This is a genomic window from Klebsiella sp. GL120222-02 (genome assembly GCF_003097195.1).
Taxonomy (GTDB): domain Bacteria; phylum Pseudomonadota; class Gammaproteobacteria; order Enterobacterales; family Enterobacteriaceae; genus Klebsiella; species Klebsiella variicola.
In genome coordinates, this window is sequence record NZ_QEQO01000008.1 from 106,783 (window position 1) to 124,906 (window position 18,124).

17 protein-coding genes are annotated in these 18,124 nt (G+C 60.9%); 15 read left to right on the plus strand and 2 right to left on the minus strand.

All coding sequences use genetic code 11. The annotated features are described in order from the left end of the window. Positions 1–5: 5 nt before the first annotated feature. Complete coding sequence (nuoN, locus tag N438_RS21610) at positions 6–1,463, plus strand: NADH-quinone oxidoreductase subunit NuoN (protein WP_008803951.1); 1,458 nt, start codon at positions 6–8, stop codon at positions 1,461–1,463. A 53-nt stretch (positions 1,464–1,516) separates the two neighbouring features. Here nuoN and rnz read toward each other — a convergent pair whose 3' ends face one another. After that, positions 1,517–2,437 (minus strand): ribonuclease Z, encoded by a 921-nt coding sequence (gene rnz, locus N438_RS21615; RefSeq protein ID WP_012967513.1) that lies wholly within the window; start codon positions 2,435–2,437, stop codon positions 1,517–1,519. A gap of 57 nt (positions 2,438–2,494) precedes the next feature. Between rnz and N438_RS21620 the strand changes: the two genes are divergently transcribed. The 7 genes from N438_RS21620 (at position 2,495) to menE (ending at position 10,099) form a co-directional block, all read left to right on the plus strand. Continuing rightward, on the plus strand, positions 2,495–2,956 hold the full coding sequence (locus tag N438_RS21620; protein ID WP_094284936.1) for a GNAT family N-acetyltransferase: 462 nt from the start codon (positions 2,495–2,497) through the stop codon (positions 2,954–2,956). Positions 2,957–3,091: 135 nt separating this feature from the next. Beyond that, positions 3,092–4,381, plus strand: a complete 1,290-nt coding sequence (gene menF / locus N438_RS21625) for an isochorismate synthase MenF (protein ID WP_048331062.1) — start codon at positions 3,092–3,094, stop codon at positions 4,379–4,381. 82 nt (positions 4,382–4,463) lie between these two features. Next, entirely contained in the window at positions 4,464–6,134 is a 1,671-nt protein-coding gene (gene menD / locus N438_RS21630; protein ID WP_048331061.1) for a 2-succinyl-5-enolpyruvyl-6-hydroxy-3-cyclohexene-1-carboxylic-acid synthase, read from the plus strand. Beyond that, positions 6,131–6,889, plus strand: coding sequence for a 2-succinyl-6-hydroxy-2,4-cyclohexadiene-1-carboxylate synthase (gene menH, locus N438_RS21635; protein ID WP_116696498.1), 759 nt, complete (start codon positions 6,131–6,133; stop codon positions 6,887–6,889). The genes menD and menH overlap by 4 nt, the downstream gene beginning before the upstream one ends. A 14-nt stretch (positions 6,890–6,903) precedes the next feature. After that, complete coding sequence (gene menB, locus N438_RS21640; protein WP_008803957.1) at positions 6,904–7,761, plus strand: 1,4-dihydroxy-2-naphthoyl-CoA synthase; 858 nt, start codon at positions 6,904–6,906, stop codon at positions 7,759–7,761. After that, positions 7,761–8,726 carry an o-succinylbenzoate synthase gene (gene menC, locus N438_RS21645; RefSeq protein ID WP_060619760.1) on the plus strand — a complete coding sequence of 322 codons (966 nt, stop codon included), beginning with the start codon at positions 7,761–7,763 and terminating at the stop codon, positions 8,724–8,726. Before menB ends, menC begins: the two co-directional genes overlap by 1 nt. Continuing rightward, complete coding sequence (menE, locus tag N438_RS21650; protein WP_116696499.1) at positions 8,723–10,099, plus strand: o-succinylbenzoate--CoA ligase; 1,377 nt, start codon at positions 8,723–8,725, stop codon at positions 10,097–10,099. The genes menC and menE overlap by 4 nt, the downstream gene beginning before the upstream one ends. Before the next feature lie 55 nt (positions 10,100–10,154). Here the strand turns inward: menE and nudI are convergent, their stop codons facing one another. Then, positions 10,155–10,580, minus strand: a complete 426-nt coding sequence (gene nudI / locus N438_RS21655; RefSeq protein WP_016161584.1) for a nucleoside triphosphatase NudI — start codon at positions 10,578–10,580, stop codon at positions 10,155–10,157. Between the two features lie 133 nt (positions 10,581–10,713). On the opposite strand from nudI, the gene N438_RS21660 reads away from it, so the two are divergent. From N438_RS21660 to yfaU, 7 genes are all read left to right on the plus strand, one after another. Next, positions 10,714–11,643: an Rpn family recombination-promoting nuclease/putative transposase gene (locus tag N438_RS21660; RefSeq protein WP_116696500.1), complete on the plus strand. Its 930-nt coding sequence runs from the start codon at positions 10,714–10,716 to the stop codon at positions 11,641–11,643. A 274-nt stretch (positions 11,644–11,917) separates the two neighbouring features. Further along, positions 11,918–12,460, plus strand: a complete 543-nt coding sequence (locus N438_RS21670) for a YfaZ family outer membrane protein (RefSeq protein ID WP_004201712.1) — start codon at positions 11,918–11,920, stop codon at positions 12,458–12,460. Positions 12,461–12,562: 102 nt separating this feature from the next. Beyond that, positions 12,563–13,759, plus strand: a complete 1,197-nt coding sequence (locus tag N438_RS21675) for a nicotinamide mononucleotide deamidase-related protein YfaY (protein WP_008803962.1) — start codon at positions 12,563–12,565, stop codon at positions 13,757–13,759. 205 nt (positions 13,760–13,964) lie between these two features. Continuing rightward, a complete protein-coding gene (locus N438_RS21680) occupies positions 13,965–14,744 on the plus strand; it encodes an IclR family transcriptional regulator (protein WP_116696501.1) in 780 nt (259 codons plus the stop codon). Positions 14,745–14,760: 16 nt separating this feature from the next. Continuing rightward, positions 14,761–15,966, plus strand: a complete 1,206-nt coding sequence (gene rhmD, locus N438_RS21685; protein WP_116696502.1) for an L-rhamnonate dehydratase — start codon at positions 14,761–14,763, stop codon at positions 15,964–15,966. A gap of 42 nt (positions 15,967–16,008) precedes the next feature. After that, the gene (locus N438_RS21690; RefSeq protein ID WP_032755037.1) at positions 16,009–17,298 is read left to right on the plus strand and encodes an MFS transporter; all 1,290 of its coding nucleotides are present in this window, start codon (positions 16,009–16,011) and stop codon (positions 17,296–17,298) included. 14 nt (positions 17,299–17,312) lie between these two features. After that, the gene (gene yfaU / locus N438_RS21695) at positions 17,313–18,122 is read left to right on the plus strand and encodes a 2-keto-3-deoxy-L-rhamnonate aldolase (protein WP_116696503.1); all 810 of its coding nucleotides are present in this window, start codon (positions 17,313–17,315) and stop codon (positions 18,120–18,122) included. Positions 18,123–18,124 lie beyond the last annotated feature (2 nt).

Below are 18,124 nucleotides of genomic sequence, written 5' to 3' on the forward strand. Positions count from 1 at the left end.
TCGCCATGACAATAACTCCACAACAACTGATCGCACTGCTACCGCTGCTGATCGTCGGCTTGACGGTGGTGGTTGTGATGCTCTCCATTGCGTGGCGACGCAATCATTTTCTCAATGCCACGCTGTCGGTTCTCGGGCTTAACGCTGCGCTGGTCTCGCTCTGGTTTGTTGGTCAGAACGGGGCGATGGACGTCACGCCGATGATCCGCGTTGACGGCTACGCCATGCTCTACACAGGGCTGGTGCTGCTGGCGAGCCTCGCGACCTGTACTTTCGCCTACCCGTGGCTTGAGGGTTACAAGGACAACAAAGAAGAGTTCTACCTGCTGGTGCTGATCGCCGCGCTGGGCGGCATTCTGCTGGCCGGTGCGAATCATCTGGCGGCGCTGTTCCTCGGTATCGAACTGATTTCGCTACCGCTGTTCGGCCTGGTCGGCTACGCCTTCCGCCAGAAGCGTTCGCTGGAAGCGAGCATCAAATACACTATCCTCTCCGCTGCAGCCTCGTCTTTCCTGCTGTTCGGTATGGCGCTGGTGTATGCGAACTCCGGCAACCTGTCCTTCCTCGCGCTGGGTAAAAGCCTGGCGGACAATACGCTGCACGAGCCGCTGCTGCTGGCGGGCCTCGGTCTGATGATCGTCGGTCTTGGCTTTAAACTGTCGCTGGTGCCGTTCCATCTGTGGACGCCGGACGTTTACCAGGGCGCGCCTGCGCCGGTCTCCACCTTCCTGGCGACCGCCAGCAAGATCGCCATCTTCGGCGTGGTGATGCGTCTGTTCCTGTACATGCCGGTGGGCAACAGCGAAGCGGTACGCGTGGTGCTGGGCCTGATCGCCTTCGCCTCTATCATCTTCGGTAACCTGATGGCGCTGAGCCAGACCAACATTAAGCGTCTGCTCGGCTACTCTTCCATCTCCCACCTCGGTTATCTGCTGGTGGCGCTGATCGCCCTGCAGAGCGGCGAAATGTCGATGGAAGCCGTGGGCGTTTACCTGGCCGGTTACCTGTTCAGCAGCCTCGGCGCGTTCGGCGTGGTCAGCCTGATGTCCAGCCCGTACCGCGGTCCGGATGCGGACTCGCTGTTCTCCTACCGCGGCCTGTTCTGGCACCGTCCGATTCTGTCGGCGGTCATGACGGTGATGATGCTGTCGCTGGCCGGTATTCCGATGACCCTCGGCTTTATCGGTAAGTTCTACGTGCTGGCCGTCGGTGTGCATGCGCATCTGTGGTGGCTGGTTGCCGCAGTGGTTGTCGGCTCGGCGATTGGTCTCTACTACTATCTGCGAGTGGCAGTCAGCCTGTACCTGAGCGCACCGGAGCAACTGAACCGCGATGCGCCGTCGAACTGGCAGTACAGCGCCGGCGGTATCGTGGTGCTGATCTCCGCCCTGCTGGTGCTGGTGCTCGGTATCTGGCCGCAGCCGCTGATTAGCATCGTGCAGCTGGCGACGCCGCTGATGTAATCTGCGCTATAAATAAAAAACCGCCGGGATGGCGGTTTTTTTATGCCCGGATTTTACGCCATCTTGTAGACCATAAAGTCTTCCGCCAATAGCGTATTGGCGAAAATCTCCCGGCATTCCGCCAGCATCTTCAGACAGCCTTCGGCATCGTAGCGCGAGCTAAAGTGGGTAGCGATTAGCGTGCCGACCCCCGCTTCTTTGGCAAGCGCCGCGGTCTGCTGGCTCGAGGAGTGGCCGCGGCTATTGGCTTTCTCCGCCATCGCCTGCTCAAGGGTGGTTTCGTGGACCATCACATCCGCCCCGCGAGCCATCTCCAGCGCCTGCGGGCAGGGGGCGGTATCGCCGAAGATGGCCAGCGTTTTACCCGGCGTCGCTGGCCCCAGATAGCGGCTGCCGTCAATGACCCGGCCATCTTCCAGCTCAACGCGCTGGCCGAGCTTGAGTTGATGAAACAGCGGCCCCGGACGCACGCCATCGGCAATCAGTTGGGCGGCGTCGAGGGTGCCGGGCTTGTCATGCTGCTCAATGCGATACCCGTAGCACTCCACCGGATGGCTGAGCGGGTACGCAGTGACCCGATAGCCCTCTTCGTCGAACACCAGACCAGGGCCGACTTCGATGATGGTGAGCGGATAGTCGGTCCACGAACCGCTCAGACGCAGCGCGGTCTCAACAAACTCTTTGAGCCCTTTTGGCCCGTAGAGGGTGAGGGGCAGAGAGTTCCCCTGCATCGAGCGGCTGCACAACAGGCCGGGCAGGCCGAACAGGTGGTCGCCGTGCAGGTGAGTGATGAAAATTTTATTCAGTTTGCCGGGGTGATAGGGCGTGCGAAGAAACTGATGCTGGGTCCCTTCACCGCAGTCAAACAGCCACATTTCGGCGCGGGTCGGCTGTTGCAAATTCAGTATTATCGACGTCATATTACGCGTACGGGTCGGCACCCCGGCGGATGTTCCTAAAAAAGTTAATTCCATCGTCCAGTGTCCTCAGGGCGAGTCGCAAAGTATCAGTATATCAATAAGGAGCTACAGATGATGACCTGGCAGGATCTCCACCATAGTGAACTCACCGTTCCCCAGCTATATGCGCTGCTGAAATTGCGCAGTGAAGTCTTTGTCGTGGAGCAGCAGTGCGTCTATCAGGATGTCGACGGCGATGATTTGGTCGGTGAAAATCGCCATCTGCTCGGCTGGCGCGATGGCGAACTGCTGGCCTACGCGCGGATCCTCAAAAGCGAAGAGGAGTTTGCGCCGGTGGTGATTGGCCGGGTTATCGTTAGCCCCGCCGCCCGCGGTGAGAAGCTCGGCTATCAGCTGATGGAGCAGGCGCTGGCCAGTTGTCAGCAGTACTGGCCGCAAAAGGCAATTTACCTCGGGGCGCAGGCGCACCTGCAATCCTTTTACGCCCACTTCGGTTTTACGCCGGTGACCGAGGTCTATGATGAGGATGGCATCCCCCACATTGGCATGGCGCGAGAAAAGCGCGCTATCTGACCCCTCTGCACCCTCGTCCACACGCTGCTTTGGCCCGGCGAGCGGGTAAGATAAAACCCGCTCCCTCGTCATGGGTACTGCTATTCCGCCGTCGAACCCCTTATAATGTGGGGTTTTACTACCGTGGAGGTTTGCGTGCTGTCTGTTTCCACTGCGCTGGCCCGTTTGCAAGACGGCCTGGGTGAGTCTTTTCCAGACTCGCCCGGCACGCGAATTATCGATATTGCCTTTCCGCTGAATGATGCCTTCGATCCGCTACTATGGTGCGGCCAGCAGGCGCAATGGCCGCAGTTTTACTGGCAGCAGCGCAATGGCGATGAGGAACTGGCGGCGCTGGGGGCGGTAAAAACCTTTTCCTCGCTCGACGCGGCGAACCGCTTTTTATGCCAGACCGGGCGGCAGGATCTGCGTATCTGCGGCCTGAACGCGTTTGAACCGCAGCAGGGCAGCCTGGTGCTGCCGCGTCTGGAGTGGCGCCGGTGCGGCGGCAGGGCCGTGCTGCGGCTGGTGCTGCATAGTGATATCTCCCTGCGTGAGGATGCCGCGACGGCCCGCGCGTTTCTCGCCAGTCTGACCACCACTCAGGCGACCCCTGGCGCTATCCCGCCGCTACTGAGCGAGCGCCACTCATCCGACTATTCTCAATGGCAGGCAATGATTGCGCGGGCGACTAAGGCGATTAGCGCCGGTGAAATGGATAAAGTGGTACTGGCGCGGGCAACCGACCTGCAGTTTGCCGCGCCGCTGGACGCCGTGAGCATCATGGCGGCCAGCCGCCGCAGCAATCTTAACTGTTTTCATTTCCTGATGGCGTTTAATGCCCGGCAGGCATTTTTCGGCTCCACGCCGGAACGGCTGTGGCGCCGGCGCGGCGCGCTGCTGCGCACCGAAGCGCTGGCGGGGACCGTCGCGAACCTTCCGGAAGACGCGAAGGCGCAGCAACTGGCCGACTGGTTGATGAAAGACGACAAAAACCAGCGGGAAAATATGCTGGTGGTGGAAGATATTTGCCAGCGTCTGCAGAGTGAGGCCTCGACGCTGGACGTCCTGCCGCCGCAGGTGGTGAGGCTGCGTAAGGTGCAGCATCTCAGGCGCTGCATCTGGACCGAGCTGGCGGCGCCTGACGACAGCCGCTGTCTGCTGCAGCTGCAGCCCACCGCCGCAGTGGCCGGCCTGCCGCGTCGGGCGGCGCTGGCATTCATTCAGCGCCATGAACCCTTTGCCCGCGAATGGTATGCCGGGTCCGCCGGCTATCTGTCGCTGGCGCAAAGCGAGTTTTGCGTGGCGCTGCGTTCGGCGAAAGTGGACCACGACACCCTGCGGTTGTATGCCGGAGCGGGGATCGTCAGCGGCTCCGATGCGCAGCAGGAGTGGCAGGAGATTGACAACAAAGCGGCCGGGCTGCGCTCGCTGCTGTGTCCATAAGGCGGGAATGACGATGCATATCAAAACGTCGTCACTTTGCCTTATCTATACTTAGCATCAATATTTGATACCGGACAATTTCATGTCAGTAAGCGCATTTAACCGACGCTGGGCGGCGGTGATCCTGGAAGCTTTAACGCGCCATGGCGTGCAGCATATCTGCATCGCGCCGGGTTCGCGCTCGACACCCTTAACCCTGGCGGCGGCGGAAAACCGCGCCTTTATACATCATACCCATTTCGACGAACGCGGCCTCGGCCACCTGGCGCTCGGCCTGGCGAAGGCCAGCCGGCAGCCGGTGGCGGTGATAGTCACCTCCGGGACCGCCACCGCAAACCTCTATCCGGCGCTGATTGAGGCGGGCCTCACCGGCGAAAAGCTGATCCTGTTGACCGCCGACCGTCCACCGGAGCTGATCGACTGCGGCGCGAACCAGGCGATCCGCCAGCCCGGAATGTTTGCCTCCCATCCGTCGCAGACGATTTCTCTGCCGCGTCCCTCGCAGGATATTCCTGCCCGCTGGCTGGTCTCAACCATCGACCAGGCGCTGGGGGCGCTGCACGCCGGCGGGGTGCATATCAACTGTCCGTTCGCCGAACCGCTGTATGGCGATATGGATGAGACCGGCGTGGAGTGGCAGCAGCAGCTCGGCAACTGGTGGCAGAGCGATAAACCCTGGCTGCGTCAGGCGCTGCAGTTAGAGAGCGAGAAGCAGCGCGACTGGTTCTTCTGGCGGCAAAAACGCGGCGTCGTCGTGGCGGGGAGAATGAGCGCCGCGGAAGGGAAAAAAGTGGCTGAGTGGGCGCAAACTCTCGGCTGGCCGCTGATCGGCGATGTCCTGTCGCAGACCGGGCAGCCGCTGCCGTGCGCCGACCTGTGGCTGGGCAACGGTAAAGCGGTCAGCGAACTGGCGCAGGCGCAGATCGTGGTGCAGCTCGGCAGCAGCCTGACCGGCAAACGCGTCCTCCAGTGGCAGGCGACCTGCGAGCCGGATGAATACTGGCTGGTGGATAATCTGCCAGGCCGCCTCGACCCGGCGCAGCACCGCGGCCGCCGTCTGCTCGCCAGCGTTGAGCGCTGGCTTGAGCTGCATCCGGCGGAAAAACGTCAGCCGTGGGCGACGGTGATTCCACAGCTTGCCGGGCAGGCGTGGCAGGCGGCGGTTGCCAGCAATGAGCCTTTTGGCGAAGCGCAGCTGGCGCAGCGTATTCGGCGCTATCTGCCGGAGCAGGGGCAACTGTTTGTCGGTAACAGTCTGGTGGTGCGCCTGATCGACGCCCTGGCGCAGCTACCGGCCGGGTATCCGGTTTACAGCAACCGCGGCGCCAGCGGGATTGATGGTTTAATCGCCACCGCCGCCGGCGTGCAGCGCGCCAGTGCGCGGCCGACGCTGGCGATCGTCGGCGATCTGTCGGCCTTATACGATCTTAACTCGCTGGCCCTGCTGCGCCAGGCGTCGGCGCCGCTGGTGCTGATCGTGGTAAATAACAACGGCGGACAGATTTTCTCTATGCTGCCGACACCGCAGGACGAGCGCCGCCAGTTCTATTTAATGCCGCAGGACGTGGATTTCAGCCACGCGGCGGCGATGTTCGGCCTGGCCTATCATCGTCCCGATGACTGGCAGTCGCTGGATGAGGGGCTGGCGGGTGCCTGGCGCAGGGCGGGGGCGACGGTGATTGAGCTCGCGGTCAACGAGACTGACGGCACGCAGACTCTCCAGCAGCTGCTGGCGCAGGTAAGCCGCCTGTGACCCTCAGCGCCGCGGTCGACAACGGCCAGTCAGGTTATCCCTGGCTGGTGTTTCTGCACGGGTTTTCCGGCGACCGCGACGAGTGGCGTGAAGTGGGCGACGCTTTTCCCGCCTGGCCGCGGCTGTATCTCGATCTGCCGGGGCACGGTGGCTCGGCGGATATCGCGGTCGATGGCTTTGCCGGGGTCAGCGAATTACTGCAGGCTACGCTAAATAGTTACAACATCCTTAACTACTGGCTGATTGGCTACTCACTGGGCGGCCGGGTGGCGATGAACTTCGCCTGTCAGCCGCGTGCGGGCCTGCGCGGCCTGATCGTTGAAGGCGGCCATCCTGGCCTGCAGGATGCAGAAGCGCGGCAGGCGCGGCGCAGCAATGACCGCGCCTGGGCAGAACGTTTTCGCCGCGATCCGTTGGCGCAGGTCTTTGCCGACTGGTATCAGCAGCCGGTTTTTGCCTCACTGGATGCCGCGCAGCGCGAGTCATTGGTCGCCTTACGTAGCCGCAATAACGGCGCCACGCTGGCGGCGATGCTGCAGGCAACCTCCCTTGCCGGGCAGGCCGATCTGCGCGCGCCTCTGCAGGCGCGCGATTTTCCTTTTCACTACCTGTGTGGCGAACGCGACGCGAAGTTTCGCGCCATCGCGCAAGCGCTCGCTGCCGATACCCATATCATTCACCATGCCGGACACAACGCGCACCGGGACAACCCCGCCGCGGTGATTGCTTGTCTGGCGCAGATTCTGGCAAGTTAACTGAAGGACATTCTATGATCTCTCTTGATGAAGCAATGCTCTATGCCCCTGTGGAATGGCACGATTGTTCCGAAGGCTATACCGATATTCGCTATCACAAATCGGCCGACGGCATTGCCAAAATCACCATCAACCGCCCACAGGTACGCAACGCCTTCCGCCCGCTGACCGTCAAAGAGATGATTCAGGCGCTGGCGGATGCCCGCTATGACGACAATATCGGGGTGATTGTCCTGACCGGTGAAGGTGAGAAAGCCTTCTGCGCCGGCGGCGACCAGAAAGTTCGCGGCGACTACGGCGGCTATCAGGACGACTCCGGCGTTCACCACCTTAACGTGCTCGACTTCCAGCGCCAGATCCGCACCTGCCCGAAACCGGTGGTGGCGATGGTAGCCGGCTACTCTATCGGCGGCGGCCACGTGCTGCATATGATGTGCGATCTGACCATCGCGGCGGACAATGCCATCTTCGGCCAGACCGGGCCAAAAGTCGGCTCCTTTGATGGCGGCTGGGGCGCCTCCTATATGGCGCGTATCGTCGGGCAGAAAAAGGCGCGCGAAATCTGGTTCCTGTGCCGTCAGTATGACGCCCAGCAGGCGCTGGACATGGGGCTGGTGAATACCGTAGTTCCGCTGGCGGAGCTGGAAAAAGAGACCGTGCGCTGGTGCCGTGAAATGCTGCAAAACAGCCCAATGGCGCTGCGCTGCCTGAAAGCGGCGCTGAACGCCGACTGCGACGGCCAGGCCGGTCTGCAGGAGCTGGCGGGCAACGCCACCATGCTGTTCTACATGACGGAAGAAGGGCAGGAAGGCCGCAATGCCTTCAACCAGAAACGTCAGCCGGACTTCAGCAAATTTAAACGGAATCCATAATGCGCGTTTCGCAGGTTTACCGCTGGCAGATACCAATGGACGCGGGCGTGGTTCTGCGCGACCGGCGGTTAAAAACCCGCGACGGGCTGTTCATCCGCCTGCAGGAGGATGAACGCGAAGGCTGGGGGGAAATTTCTCCCCTACCGGGATTCAGTGACGAGACGCTGGAAGACGCGCAAACGGCGCTGCTGGCGTGGGCGCAGGCCTGGCGCGACGGCGCGGAACCGCCGCTTCCCACACTGCCTTCTGTCGCTTTTGGTATTAGCTGCGCGCAGGCGGAACTTTACGGCGAACTACCGCAGGCAGCGGATTATCGCGCGGCGCCGCTCTGTTCCGGCGATCCGGATGAGCTGTTCGCCAAACTGGCGGCGATGCCCGGCGAGAAAGTCGCTAAGGTGAAAGTGGGGCTGTGGGAGGCGGTCCGCGACGGCATGGTGGTTAATCTGCTACTGGAAGCCATCCCCGATCTCCAGCTGCGGCTGGATGCCAACCGGGCGTGGACGCCGCTTAAAGCGCAGCAGTTCGCCAAATACGTCAATCCCGCGTATCGCCAGCGCATTGCGTTTCTTGAGGAGCCCTGCAAAACGCGGGAGGACTCGCGGGCCTTTAGCCGCGAGACGGGGATCGCTATCGCCTGGGATGAAAGCCTGCGCGAGGCGGATTTCCGCTTTGTCGCGGAGCCCGGCGTGCGCGCGGTGGTGATCAAACCGACGCTGACCGGCAGTGTGCAAAAGGTTCAGCAACAGGTCGCCGCGGCACACGCCCTGGGGCTTAGCGCGGTGATTAGCTCGTCAATCGAGTCCAGCCTCGGGTTAACCCAGCTGGCGCGGGTTGCCGCCTGGCTGACGCCGCAGACCATCCCCGGACTCGATACGCTGGCGCTGATGAGCGCCCAACTGGTACGGCCGTGGCCGGAAAGTACGCTGCCGATGATCAACATTGATGCGCTGGAGCCGCTGCTGTGATGTTTTCCGACTGGCCCTGGCGCCACTGGCGCCAGTTACGCGGTGAGGCGCAGGCGTTACGCCTGAACGATCGGCTGCTGACCTGGCGTGAGCTATGCGCTCGGGTTGACGCGCTGGCGGCCGGCTTTGCCGCGCAGGGCGTTATGGAAGGTCAGGGCGTGGCGCTCCGGGCCTACAACCAGCCGGAGACGCTACTCGCCTGGCTGGCATTGCTGCAGTGCGGGGCGCGGGTGCTGCCGCTGAATCCGCAACTGCCGGCGGTGTTGCTGCAGGAACTGCTGCCTGCGTTAACCGTCCAGCATCAACTGGTGCTGAATGGTGCTGCGCAGCCGGGGGATTTACCGGCGTTAACTCTGCAGGCGGCCGAAGGCGTCCATGCCGTTTGCTGGCATGGCGAACGGCTGGTGTCGATGACGTTAACCTCCGGCTCAACCGGCCTGCCGAAAGCGGCGGTACATAGCGCCAGCGCCCATCTGGCCAGCGCCGCTGGCGTGCTGGCGCTGATGCCGTTTGCCGCAGAAGACGACTGGCTGCTGTCGCTGCCGTTGTTTCATGTCTCCGGGCAGGGGATCATCTGGCGCTGGCTGCTGGCCGGCGCGCGAATGACGGTGCGCGACAAGCAACCGCTGGCGCAGATGCTGCAGGGCTGTACCCATGCTTCGCTGGTGCCGACTCAGCTGTGGCGCCTGCTGAATGATGATGCTGCGCATTCCCTCAAGGCGGTGCTGCTCGGCGGCGCAGCGATCCCGGTCGAATTGACTGAGCGTGCACTCGCGCAGGGAATACGCAGTTTCTGCGGCTACGGCCTCACCGAGTTCGCTTCCACGGTCTGTGCCAAAGCGGCCGACGGCGCGGCGGATGTGGGCGAACCGCTGCCGGGGCGGGAGGTGAAAATTGTCGCCGGCGAGATCTGGCTGCGGGCGTCGAGTATGGCGGCGGGTTACTGGCGCGACGGTCAGTTATTGCCATTAACCAATGATGAAGGCTGGTTTGCGACACGCGATCGCGGGGAATTACACAATGGTCGGCTGACGGTTGTTGGGCGACTGGATAATCTTTTTTTTAGCGGCGGCGAAGGTATTCAACCGGAAGAGGTCGAGCGCGTGATACTCGCATATCCAGCGGTACAACAGGTGTTTATTGTACCGCTGGATGATGTCGAATATGGTCAACGCCCGGTCGCGGTGGTGGAATGCGATGACGGCTGCGAGTTGAGCGCGCTGGCGACATGGAGCGCTGAGCGGTTAGCGCGCTTCCAGCAGCCAGTACAGTGGCTACGGCTGCCGGACACGTTAAAGAACGGTGGGATTAAGATTTCCCGTCAGGCGCTGCGCGAATGGGCCAGACAGCAGACGTATGCGACCGTATCGTAGCCACCCGCCATATCCCGCGACATAACGCCGGGTGGGTTGAACGCGGTATGCTGGACTAAAGTAGCCCTTTCTGGCTGAGCGTAACGCGGGTGGCGGCATTGAGATCGTAGTTTTTGAGATCGTCGGCTTTGACCCAGGCGTAATTGTCAAACTCCTCGTTGATCGTCACGTCGCGATTGGCGCTGACGCAGTCGAAGATCAGGTAGATCATATAGATCGTTTCCTGCCGACCATCCGGGTAAGTTTTGACGCGGGTATCATCGCGAAAGCTCCACGGCGCGATATGGGTAAGGATGAGTTTTTCGCCAAGCTCTTCGCGTATTTCCCGCCGCAGCGCCTCTTCAATACGCTCCCCTGGCTCCACGCCGCCGCCGGATAAGGCCCATTGCCCGGGAAAAACACCGCGGTCGGCGGCCATTTTGCAGAGCAGATACTGACCTTCATTCTGGATAAGCGGGCAAACAATCGTCCTTTGGCGCACGGTTTTTCTCCTTCACAGGGGGCGGTATGCCGATGAAATAGTTTGCGAGCCGCCTCGGTAAACCGCAAGCGAAATGCGGCCCTGGCCCTGTTGAGTGTTAAGTTAGGTGAAAATAATCGCATGGAGTTTCGCCATGGACAGGGCGCCCCATTCCCCGCATGACGCCGTATTTAAACACCTGTTGTCGCACCGGGCGACGGCAAAGGACTTCCTTGACATTCATCTCCCCGCACCGCTGCGCGCGTTATGCAATCTGAATACGCTGCAACTGGAATCAGGGAGCTTTATAGACGATGAGCTACGAGCGAGTCATTCCGATATCCTTTACTCGCTGCAAACGCAGGCGGGGGAGGGCTATATCTATCTGTTGATTGAGCACCAAAGCTCGGCGGACCGCCATATGGCCTTTCGCCTGATGCGCTATGCCATCGCCGCGATGCAACGTCATCTGGATAAGGGGCATACGCAGCTGCCGCTCGTTATCCCCCTGCTGTTTTATCATGGCCGCGTTTCGCCCTGGCCGTACCCGATGTGCTGGCTGGCAGGCTTTGCCGATCCGGACGTTGCGCGGCGGATCTATGGTGATGATTTTCCCTTAATCGATATCACCACCACCCCGGATGATAAAATCATGCGCCACCGGCGCGTGGCGATGCTGGAGCTGCTGCAGAAGCATATCCGCCAGCGCGACATGATGGACCTGCACGAGCAGCTGGTCAGCCTGTTAGCACTGGGATACACTAGCCGCAGGCAGCTAAAGACGCTGCTGCATTATCTGTTACAGGCAGGAAATGCCGCCGATCCGGTCGCTTTTTTGCGCCATCTTGCGCAAAGCGTTCCCCGGCGGTCGCACAAGGAGACGCTCATGAATATTGCCCAGTTTCTGGAACAACGCGGCCATCAGCAAGGGTTAAAGCAAGGTCTGCAACAAGGTCTGGAGCAAGGTGAGCAGCAGACCGCGGAGCGTATCGCCCGGGCGATGCTCGCTAACGGGCTTGACCTGTCCCTGGTGGCGAAACTGACCGGCCTCGCCCCGGAATGTCTGGCCCGGCTGCAGCATTAATTATTCCCTTATCCACCCGCGCCGCGCCGATCGTGCGGCGTCAGTTCTCTGTTTTCGTCAATGTGTCAGCGTTAATCATAATAAACATGAATATTCATGGCGCTGAACGGGCGGTTCGTTATTCCGACAACGCCCGATGCCATAAAAAAACGCAACTGGTTACACTCTTGTGAAAATTCATTTCGCCAGGTCATTGATTCCTGACGGGTGCGCAGTAGAATTTTCAGGTTTTTTCGGGACTTCTTTGATTTTAATTTTCTGGATAGAGTAAATAATGAAAAAAAGCATTTTTATGGCGCTGGCTGGCGTCATGCTGGTTTCTTCCGCGGCCCATGCGATCAGCGTTACCGGTGAAGCAGGCGAGCATTACACCAATCTTGGCGTCGGGTTTGGCACGGAGTCTACCGGCCTGGCCGTTTCCGGTAACTGGCTGCATAGCGATAACGACGGCGACGCCGCGGGTTTAGGCCTGGGGCTCAATATTCCGCTGGGGCCGTTCCTCGCGACCGTGGGCGGTAAAGGCGTATACACCAACCCGAAACAGGGCGATGAAGGTTATGCGGCAGCGGTCGGCGGCGGCCTGCAGTGGAAAATCGGCGACAGCTTCCGCCTGTACGGCGACTACTACTACTCGCCGGATTCCCTCTCCAGCGGCATTGACAGCTATCAGGAAGCCAACGTCGGCGCCAGCTGGACCATCATGCGTCCGCTCAGCATCCAGGCAGGCTATCGCTATCTGAACCTGGCGGGCAAAGATGGCAACCGCGATAACACCATCGCCGACGGCCCGTACATCGGCGCCAGCGCCAGCTTCTAATCTCCTCCGGCGCGGTATCTTCTTGCCGCGCCAGATTTTCCTCCTCGTCAGCATCCCGCTTTGCGTTATAGTATTTGCCACCTGGCAGGCAAGGAGTGAGCAATGTTGAATGTGGAAATGCTGTCCACTGGCGATGAAGTGTTGCATGGTCAAATCGTTGATACCAATGCGGCATGGCTGGCGGATTTCTTTTTTAATCAGGGGTTACCGTTAACGCGCCGCCATACCGTTGGCGACGATCTTGATGCGCTGGTGGCGATTCTGCGCGAACGCAGCGAACAGGCGGATGTGCTGATCGTTAACGGCGGCCTTGGGCCGACCAGCGACGATCTGAGCGCGCTGGCCGCCGCCACCGCGAAAGGCGAAGGGCTTATTTTGCATCCGGAGTGGCTGGAAACCATGACCCGTTTCTTTGCCGAGCGCGGCCGGCCGATGGCGGAAAGTAACCGCAAGCAGGCGGAAATCCCCGCCAGCGCCGAGATGATCAATAACCCGGTCGGCACGGCCTGTGGCTTTGCCGTTCAGCTCAACCGCTGCCTGATGTTTTTCACCCCCGGTGTACCTTCTGAATTTAAGGTGATGGTCGAGCAGGAGATTTTACCGCGTCTGCGTCAGCGCTTTACGCTGCCGGAACCGCCGGTATGTCTGCGTTTGACCACCTTTGGCCGCTCGGAGAGCGAGCTGGCGCAAAGCCTCAATCCGCTGACGTTACCGCCTGGCGTGGTGATGGGTTACCGTTCGTCGATGCCGATTATCGAACTCAAGCTAACCGGACCGGCTGACCAGCGCGACGCCATGCTGGCCCTGTGGCCGGAAGTCCGCAAGGTGGCTGGCGACAGTCTGATTTTCGAAGGTACGGAAGGGTTACCGGCGCAGATTGCGCGCTGCCTGCAGGAGCGGCAGCTGAGCCTGACGCTCAGCGAGCAGTTTACCGGCGGCCTGCTGGCGCTCCAGCTGTCCCGCGCCGGCGCGCCGCTGCTGGCCAGCGAAGTGGTTCCGGCGCAGGAGGAGACGCTGGCGCAGGCGGCTCGCTGGGCGGCCGAGCGGCGAATAAACCATTTTGCCGGCCTGGCCCTGGCGGTGAGCGGCCAGGAGAACGATCATCTTAACGTGGCCCTGGCCACCCCGGACGGCACCTTCGCGCTGCGGGTGAAGTTCAGCGTCACCCGCCACAGCCTGGCGGTACGCCAGGAAGTCTGTGCCATGATGGCATTAAACATGCTGCGTCGCTGGCTGAATGGTCAACCGCTGGCCAGCGAACATGGCTGGATTAACGTGGTGGATTCCCTCTCGCTGTAAGTCGTTTCCCCCGGCGCGCGGGCTTCTCCCGGGCGCCGGTTGTCCAGCCTGTTGTACTCTCCTGAAAAAAATCTGTGCGTTAGGTCGCAATATTCTGCACTACATCGTCCAGCATACGGGAAAACGATTGCCCCGCGATGCCGCTCACACTTTACCGCCCGCACAATCGCAACACTGATTCCAGTATTCAGGATTGGAGTCCAGTATGTTGGAATCAACAAAAGTCCCGGCGCTGACCCGCGCGATTGAGATCCTCAATTTAATCAGCCGCATTGGCCCCTGCAGCGCAGCCACCATCATTGCCGAACTGGGGATCCCGAAAAGCACGGTTTATCTGCTGCTGGGCGAGCTAAAAAAACAGCGCTTCATCAGTATGGATAATCAGGATAACTACTGCCTGTGGACCAAGCTGGTGGAGCTGGCCGGGCAGGCGCTGAGCAAAATGGATCTGCGCGAGCTGGCGCGTCCGCGCCTCACCCGGCTGATGGATGAGTGCGGCCTGCTTTGCCATCTGGGCATCTTCGATCAGGGTAACGCCTACTACATTCTTAAAATTGAGTCTCCCGCCACCATTAGCGTGCGTTCGCACGAAGGCAAGAGCCTGTCGCTTTATCGCTCCGGGATCGGCAAATGTTTGCTGGCCTGGCAGCCCGCCAGCGTTCAGGCGTCGATTATCGACGACCTGCAGTGGGAGCGGGCCACGCCAACGACCATCATCGATGCTCAACAGCTGCGGGAGGAGCTGGGGCGCATTCGCGCTCGGGGCTGGAGCTTTGATAATGGCGAGGACTATCCGGATGTGCGCTGCGTGGCCGCCCCGGTATTTAACGCCAATAACGACCTGACCGCCGCCATCTCGGTGGTGGGCACCCGTCTGCAAATCAATGAAGACAATCGCGATTATCTGGCCGGTAAGGCGATTGCCTGCGCGAAAGATATTTCCCGTCTGCTGGGGTGGAAAAGCCCCTTCGAACAACTCGCCTGATCATAAGGAGAACATCATGACCCTACCGAAAATTAAACACGTCCGCGCCTGGTTCATCGGCGGCGCCACGGCAGAGCAGGGCGCCGGCGGCGGCGATTACCACGACCAGGGGGCTAACCACTGGATTGACGATCATATCGCCACCCCGATGAGCAAATATAAAGAGTATGAGCAGTCCCGGCAGTCGTTTGGCATCAACGTGCTGGGGACGCTGATTGTGGAAGTGGAAGCCGACAACGGACAGACCGGCTTTGCGGTGTCGACGGCCGGGGAGATGGGCTGCTTTATCGTGGAAAAACATCTCAACCGCTTTATCGAAGGCAAATGCGTCAGCGATATCAAACTGATCCATGACCAGATGCTTAACGCCACCCTTTACTACGCGGGATCCGGCGGCCTGGTAATGAATACCCTCTCCTGTGTCGACCTGGCGCTGTGGGATCTGTTCGGGAAAGTGGTTGGCCTGCCGGTCTACAAACTGTTGGGCGGGGCGGTGCGCGACGAAATCCAGTTCTATGCCACCGGCGCGCGTCCGGACCTGGCGCAGGAGATGGGCTTTATCGGCGGCAAAATGCCCACCCACTGGGGGCCGCACGATGGCGACGCCGGGATCCGCAAAGACGTCGCCATGGTGGCGGATATGCGTGAAAAGTGCGGCCCGGATTTCTGGTTAATGCTGGACTGTTGGATGAGCCAGGACGTTAACTATGCCACCAAACTTGCCCATTCCTGCGCCCCTTATAACCTCAAGTGGATCGAAGAGTGCCTGCCGCCGCAGCAGTATGAAGGCTATCGCGAGCTGAAGCGCCAGGCGCCGGCCGGGATGATGGTGACCAGCGGCGAGCACCACGGCACACTGCAGTCCTTCCGCACCCTGTCGGAAACCGGCATCGATATTATGCAGCCCGACGTCGGCTGGTGCGGCGGCTTAACCACCCTGGTGGAGATCGCGGCCATCGCCAAAGCGCGCGGGCAGCTGGTGGTGCCTCACGGCTCGTCGGTGTACTCACATCATGCGGTGATCACCTTCACCAACACGCCGTTCAGCGAGTTTCTGATGACCAGTCCGGACTGCGCCACGCTGCGTCCGCAGTTCGACCCGATCCTGCTCGGCGAGCCGGTGCCGGAGAGAGGGCGCATTCATAAATCGCTCCTGGATAAACCCGGCTTTGGCGTCGAGCTCAATCGCGACTGCAACCTGAAGCGTCCTTATCAACACTGATTGCGTCGGGCCGCCCGGCGGCCCGCGCCTGAGGATATTATGATGAGCAACACTCTGCTGGAGAGCGTGGTGAAGAAAAACCGCGCCCGCTTAATCCCCTTTATGCTGGCGCTGTACGTGCTGGCGTTTCTTGACCGTTCGAATATCGGTTTCGCCAAAGAGACCTACCAACTGGATACCGGGCTCAGCAATGAGGCCTACGCGCTGGGGGCGGGGATTTTCTTTGTGGTCTATGCCTTCCTCGGGGTGCCGGCCAATCTGCTGATGCGCAAATTTGGCGCCAGAAAATGGATCGGCTGCACCACGCTCCTGTGGGGCGTGCTGTCGGCGGCGATGGCGTGGGCGGATACGGAAGCGAAATTCCTGCTGGTACGTACCCTGCTGGGCGCGGCGGAGGCGGGCTTCTTTCCCGGAATGATCTACCTCACTTCGCAGTGGTTTCCCCAGCAAAACCGCGCCAGCATTATGGGGCTGTTTTATATGGGGGCGCCGCTGGCCCTGACGCTGGGATCGCCTTTATCCGGTGCGCTGCTGGAGATGCATGGGTTTATGGGCCATCCCGGCTGGTTCTGGATGTTTGTCATTGAAGGCTTGCTCGCCGTCGCCGCGGGAGCGTTCACCTTCTTCTGGCTGGACGATTCGCCGCAGCATGCCCGCTTCCTGAGCATGGAGGAGAAACAGGCGCTGATAAGCGAGCTGGCGCGCGAGGAGGAGAAAAAGATTGCCTCGCGCCTGTCCGATGCGCTGCGTAACGGGCGGGTCTGGCAGCTGGCGCTGATTTATCTGACCATTCAGGTGGCGGTCTATGGTCTGATTTTCTTCCTGCCCACCCAGGTTGCTGCGCTGCTGGGCACCAAAGTCGGCTTCGTTGCCTCGGTGGTGACGGCTATCCCGTGGGTGGCAGCGCTGTTTGGCACCTGGCTTATCCCTCGCTACTCCGATCGCACCGGCGAGCGGCGCAATATTGCCGCCCTGACACTGCTGGCGGCGGCGGTCGGGATTGCGGTGTCCGGACTGGTGGCGCCGGTGCTGGCTATCATCGCGCTGTGCGTGGCGGCGGTTGGGGTGATTGCCGTGCAGCCGGTCTTCTGGACGATGCCGACGCAGCTGCTGTCCGGCACGGCCCTGGCCGCCGGGATTGGCTTTGTTAACCTGTTTGGCGCCATCGGCGGCTTTCTGGCGCCGATCGTGCGCGTGCAGGCCGAAACTTTGTTCGCCAGCAGCGCCGCCGGACTGTTAACCCTGGCCGGCGTCGCCATTGTCGGGGTGGTCATTATCTTTTCATTGAGCCTTACCCGCGCGGTACCCCAGCGCGGCAGCGTACAGCATTGAATAAAGGAATCGCTATGAACGCACTGTTATCTAACCCCTTCAAACGGGGATTATTACGCGGTGAGACGCAAATCGGCCTGTGGCTGAGCTCCACCTCCTCCTACATGGCCGAGATCGCCGCGACCTCGGGATACGACTGGCTGCTGATCGACGGCGAGCATGCGCCGAACACCATTCAGGACCTTTATCATCAGCTTCAGGCGATTGCCCCCTACGCCAGCCAGACGGTCATTCGTCCGGTCGAGGGCAACCGCAGCCTGATAAAACAGGTGCTGGATATTGGCGCCAGAACGTTGCTGGTGCCGATGGTCGATACCGCCGAGCAGGCGCGGGAGGTGGTCTCAGCGACCCGTTATCCGCCCATCGGTAGCCGCGGTGTTGGCGCTGGCGTGGCGAGAGCGGCGCGCTGGGGAAGGATAGAGAATTATATGGCGGAGGCGAATGACGAACTCTGTCTGCTGATACAGGTCGAGAGCCGAACCGCGCTGGAGAATCTGGACGCGATTCTTGAGGTGGACGGCATTGACGGGGTGTTTATCGGTCCGGCGGATCTTTCCGCCTCACTGGGTCACCCGGACGATGCCGGCCATCCTGACGTGCAGCGGGTGATCGAGCAGAGCATCCGGCGCATTCGCGCGGCGGGGAAAGCGGCCGGATTTCTGGCGGTCGACCCGGCGATGGCAGAAAAATGTCTTGCCTGGGGGGCCAACTTCGTCGCCGTCGGGGTGGACACCATGCTGTATACCCAGGCGCTGGACCGCCGGCTGGCGATGTTCAAACCCACCTGCGCCCAGCCCAGGAGAAAGCGAGCTATTAACTATTGATG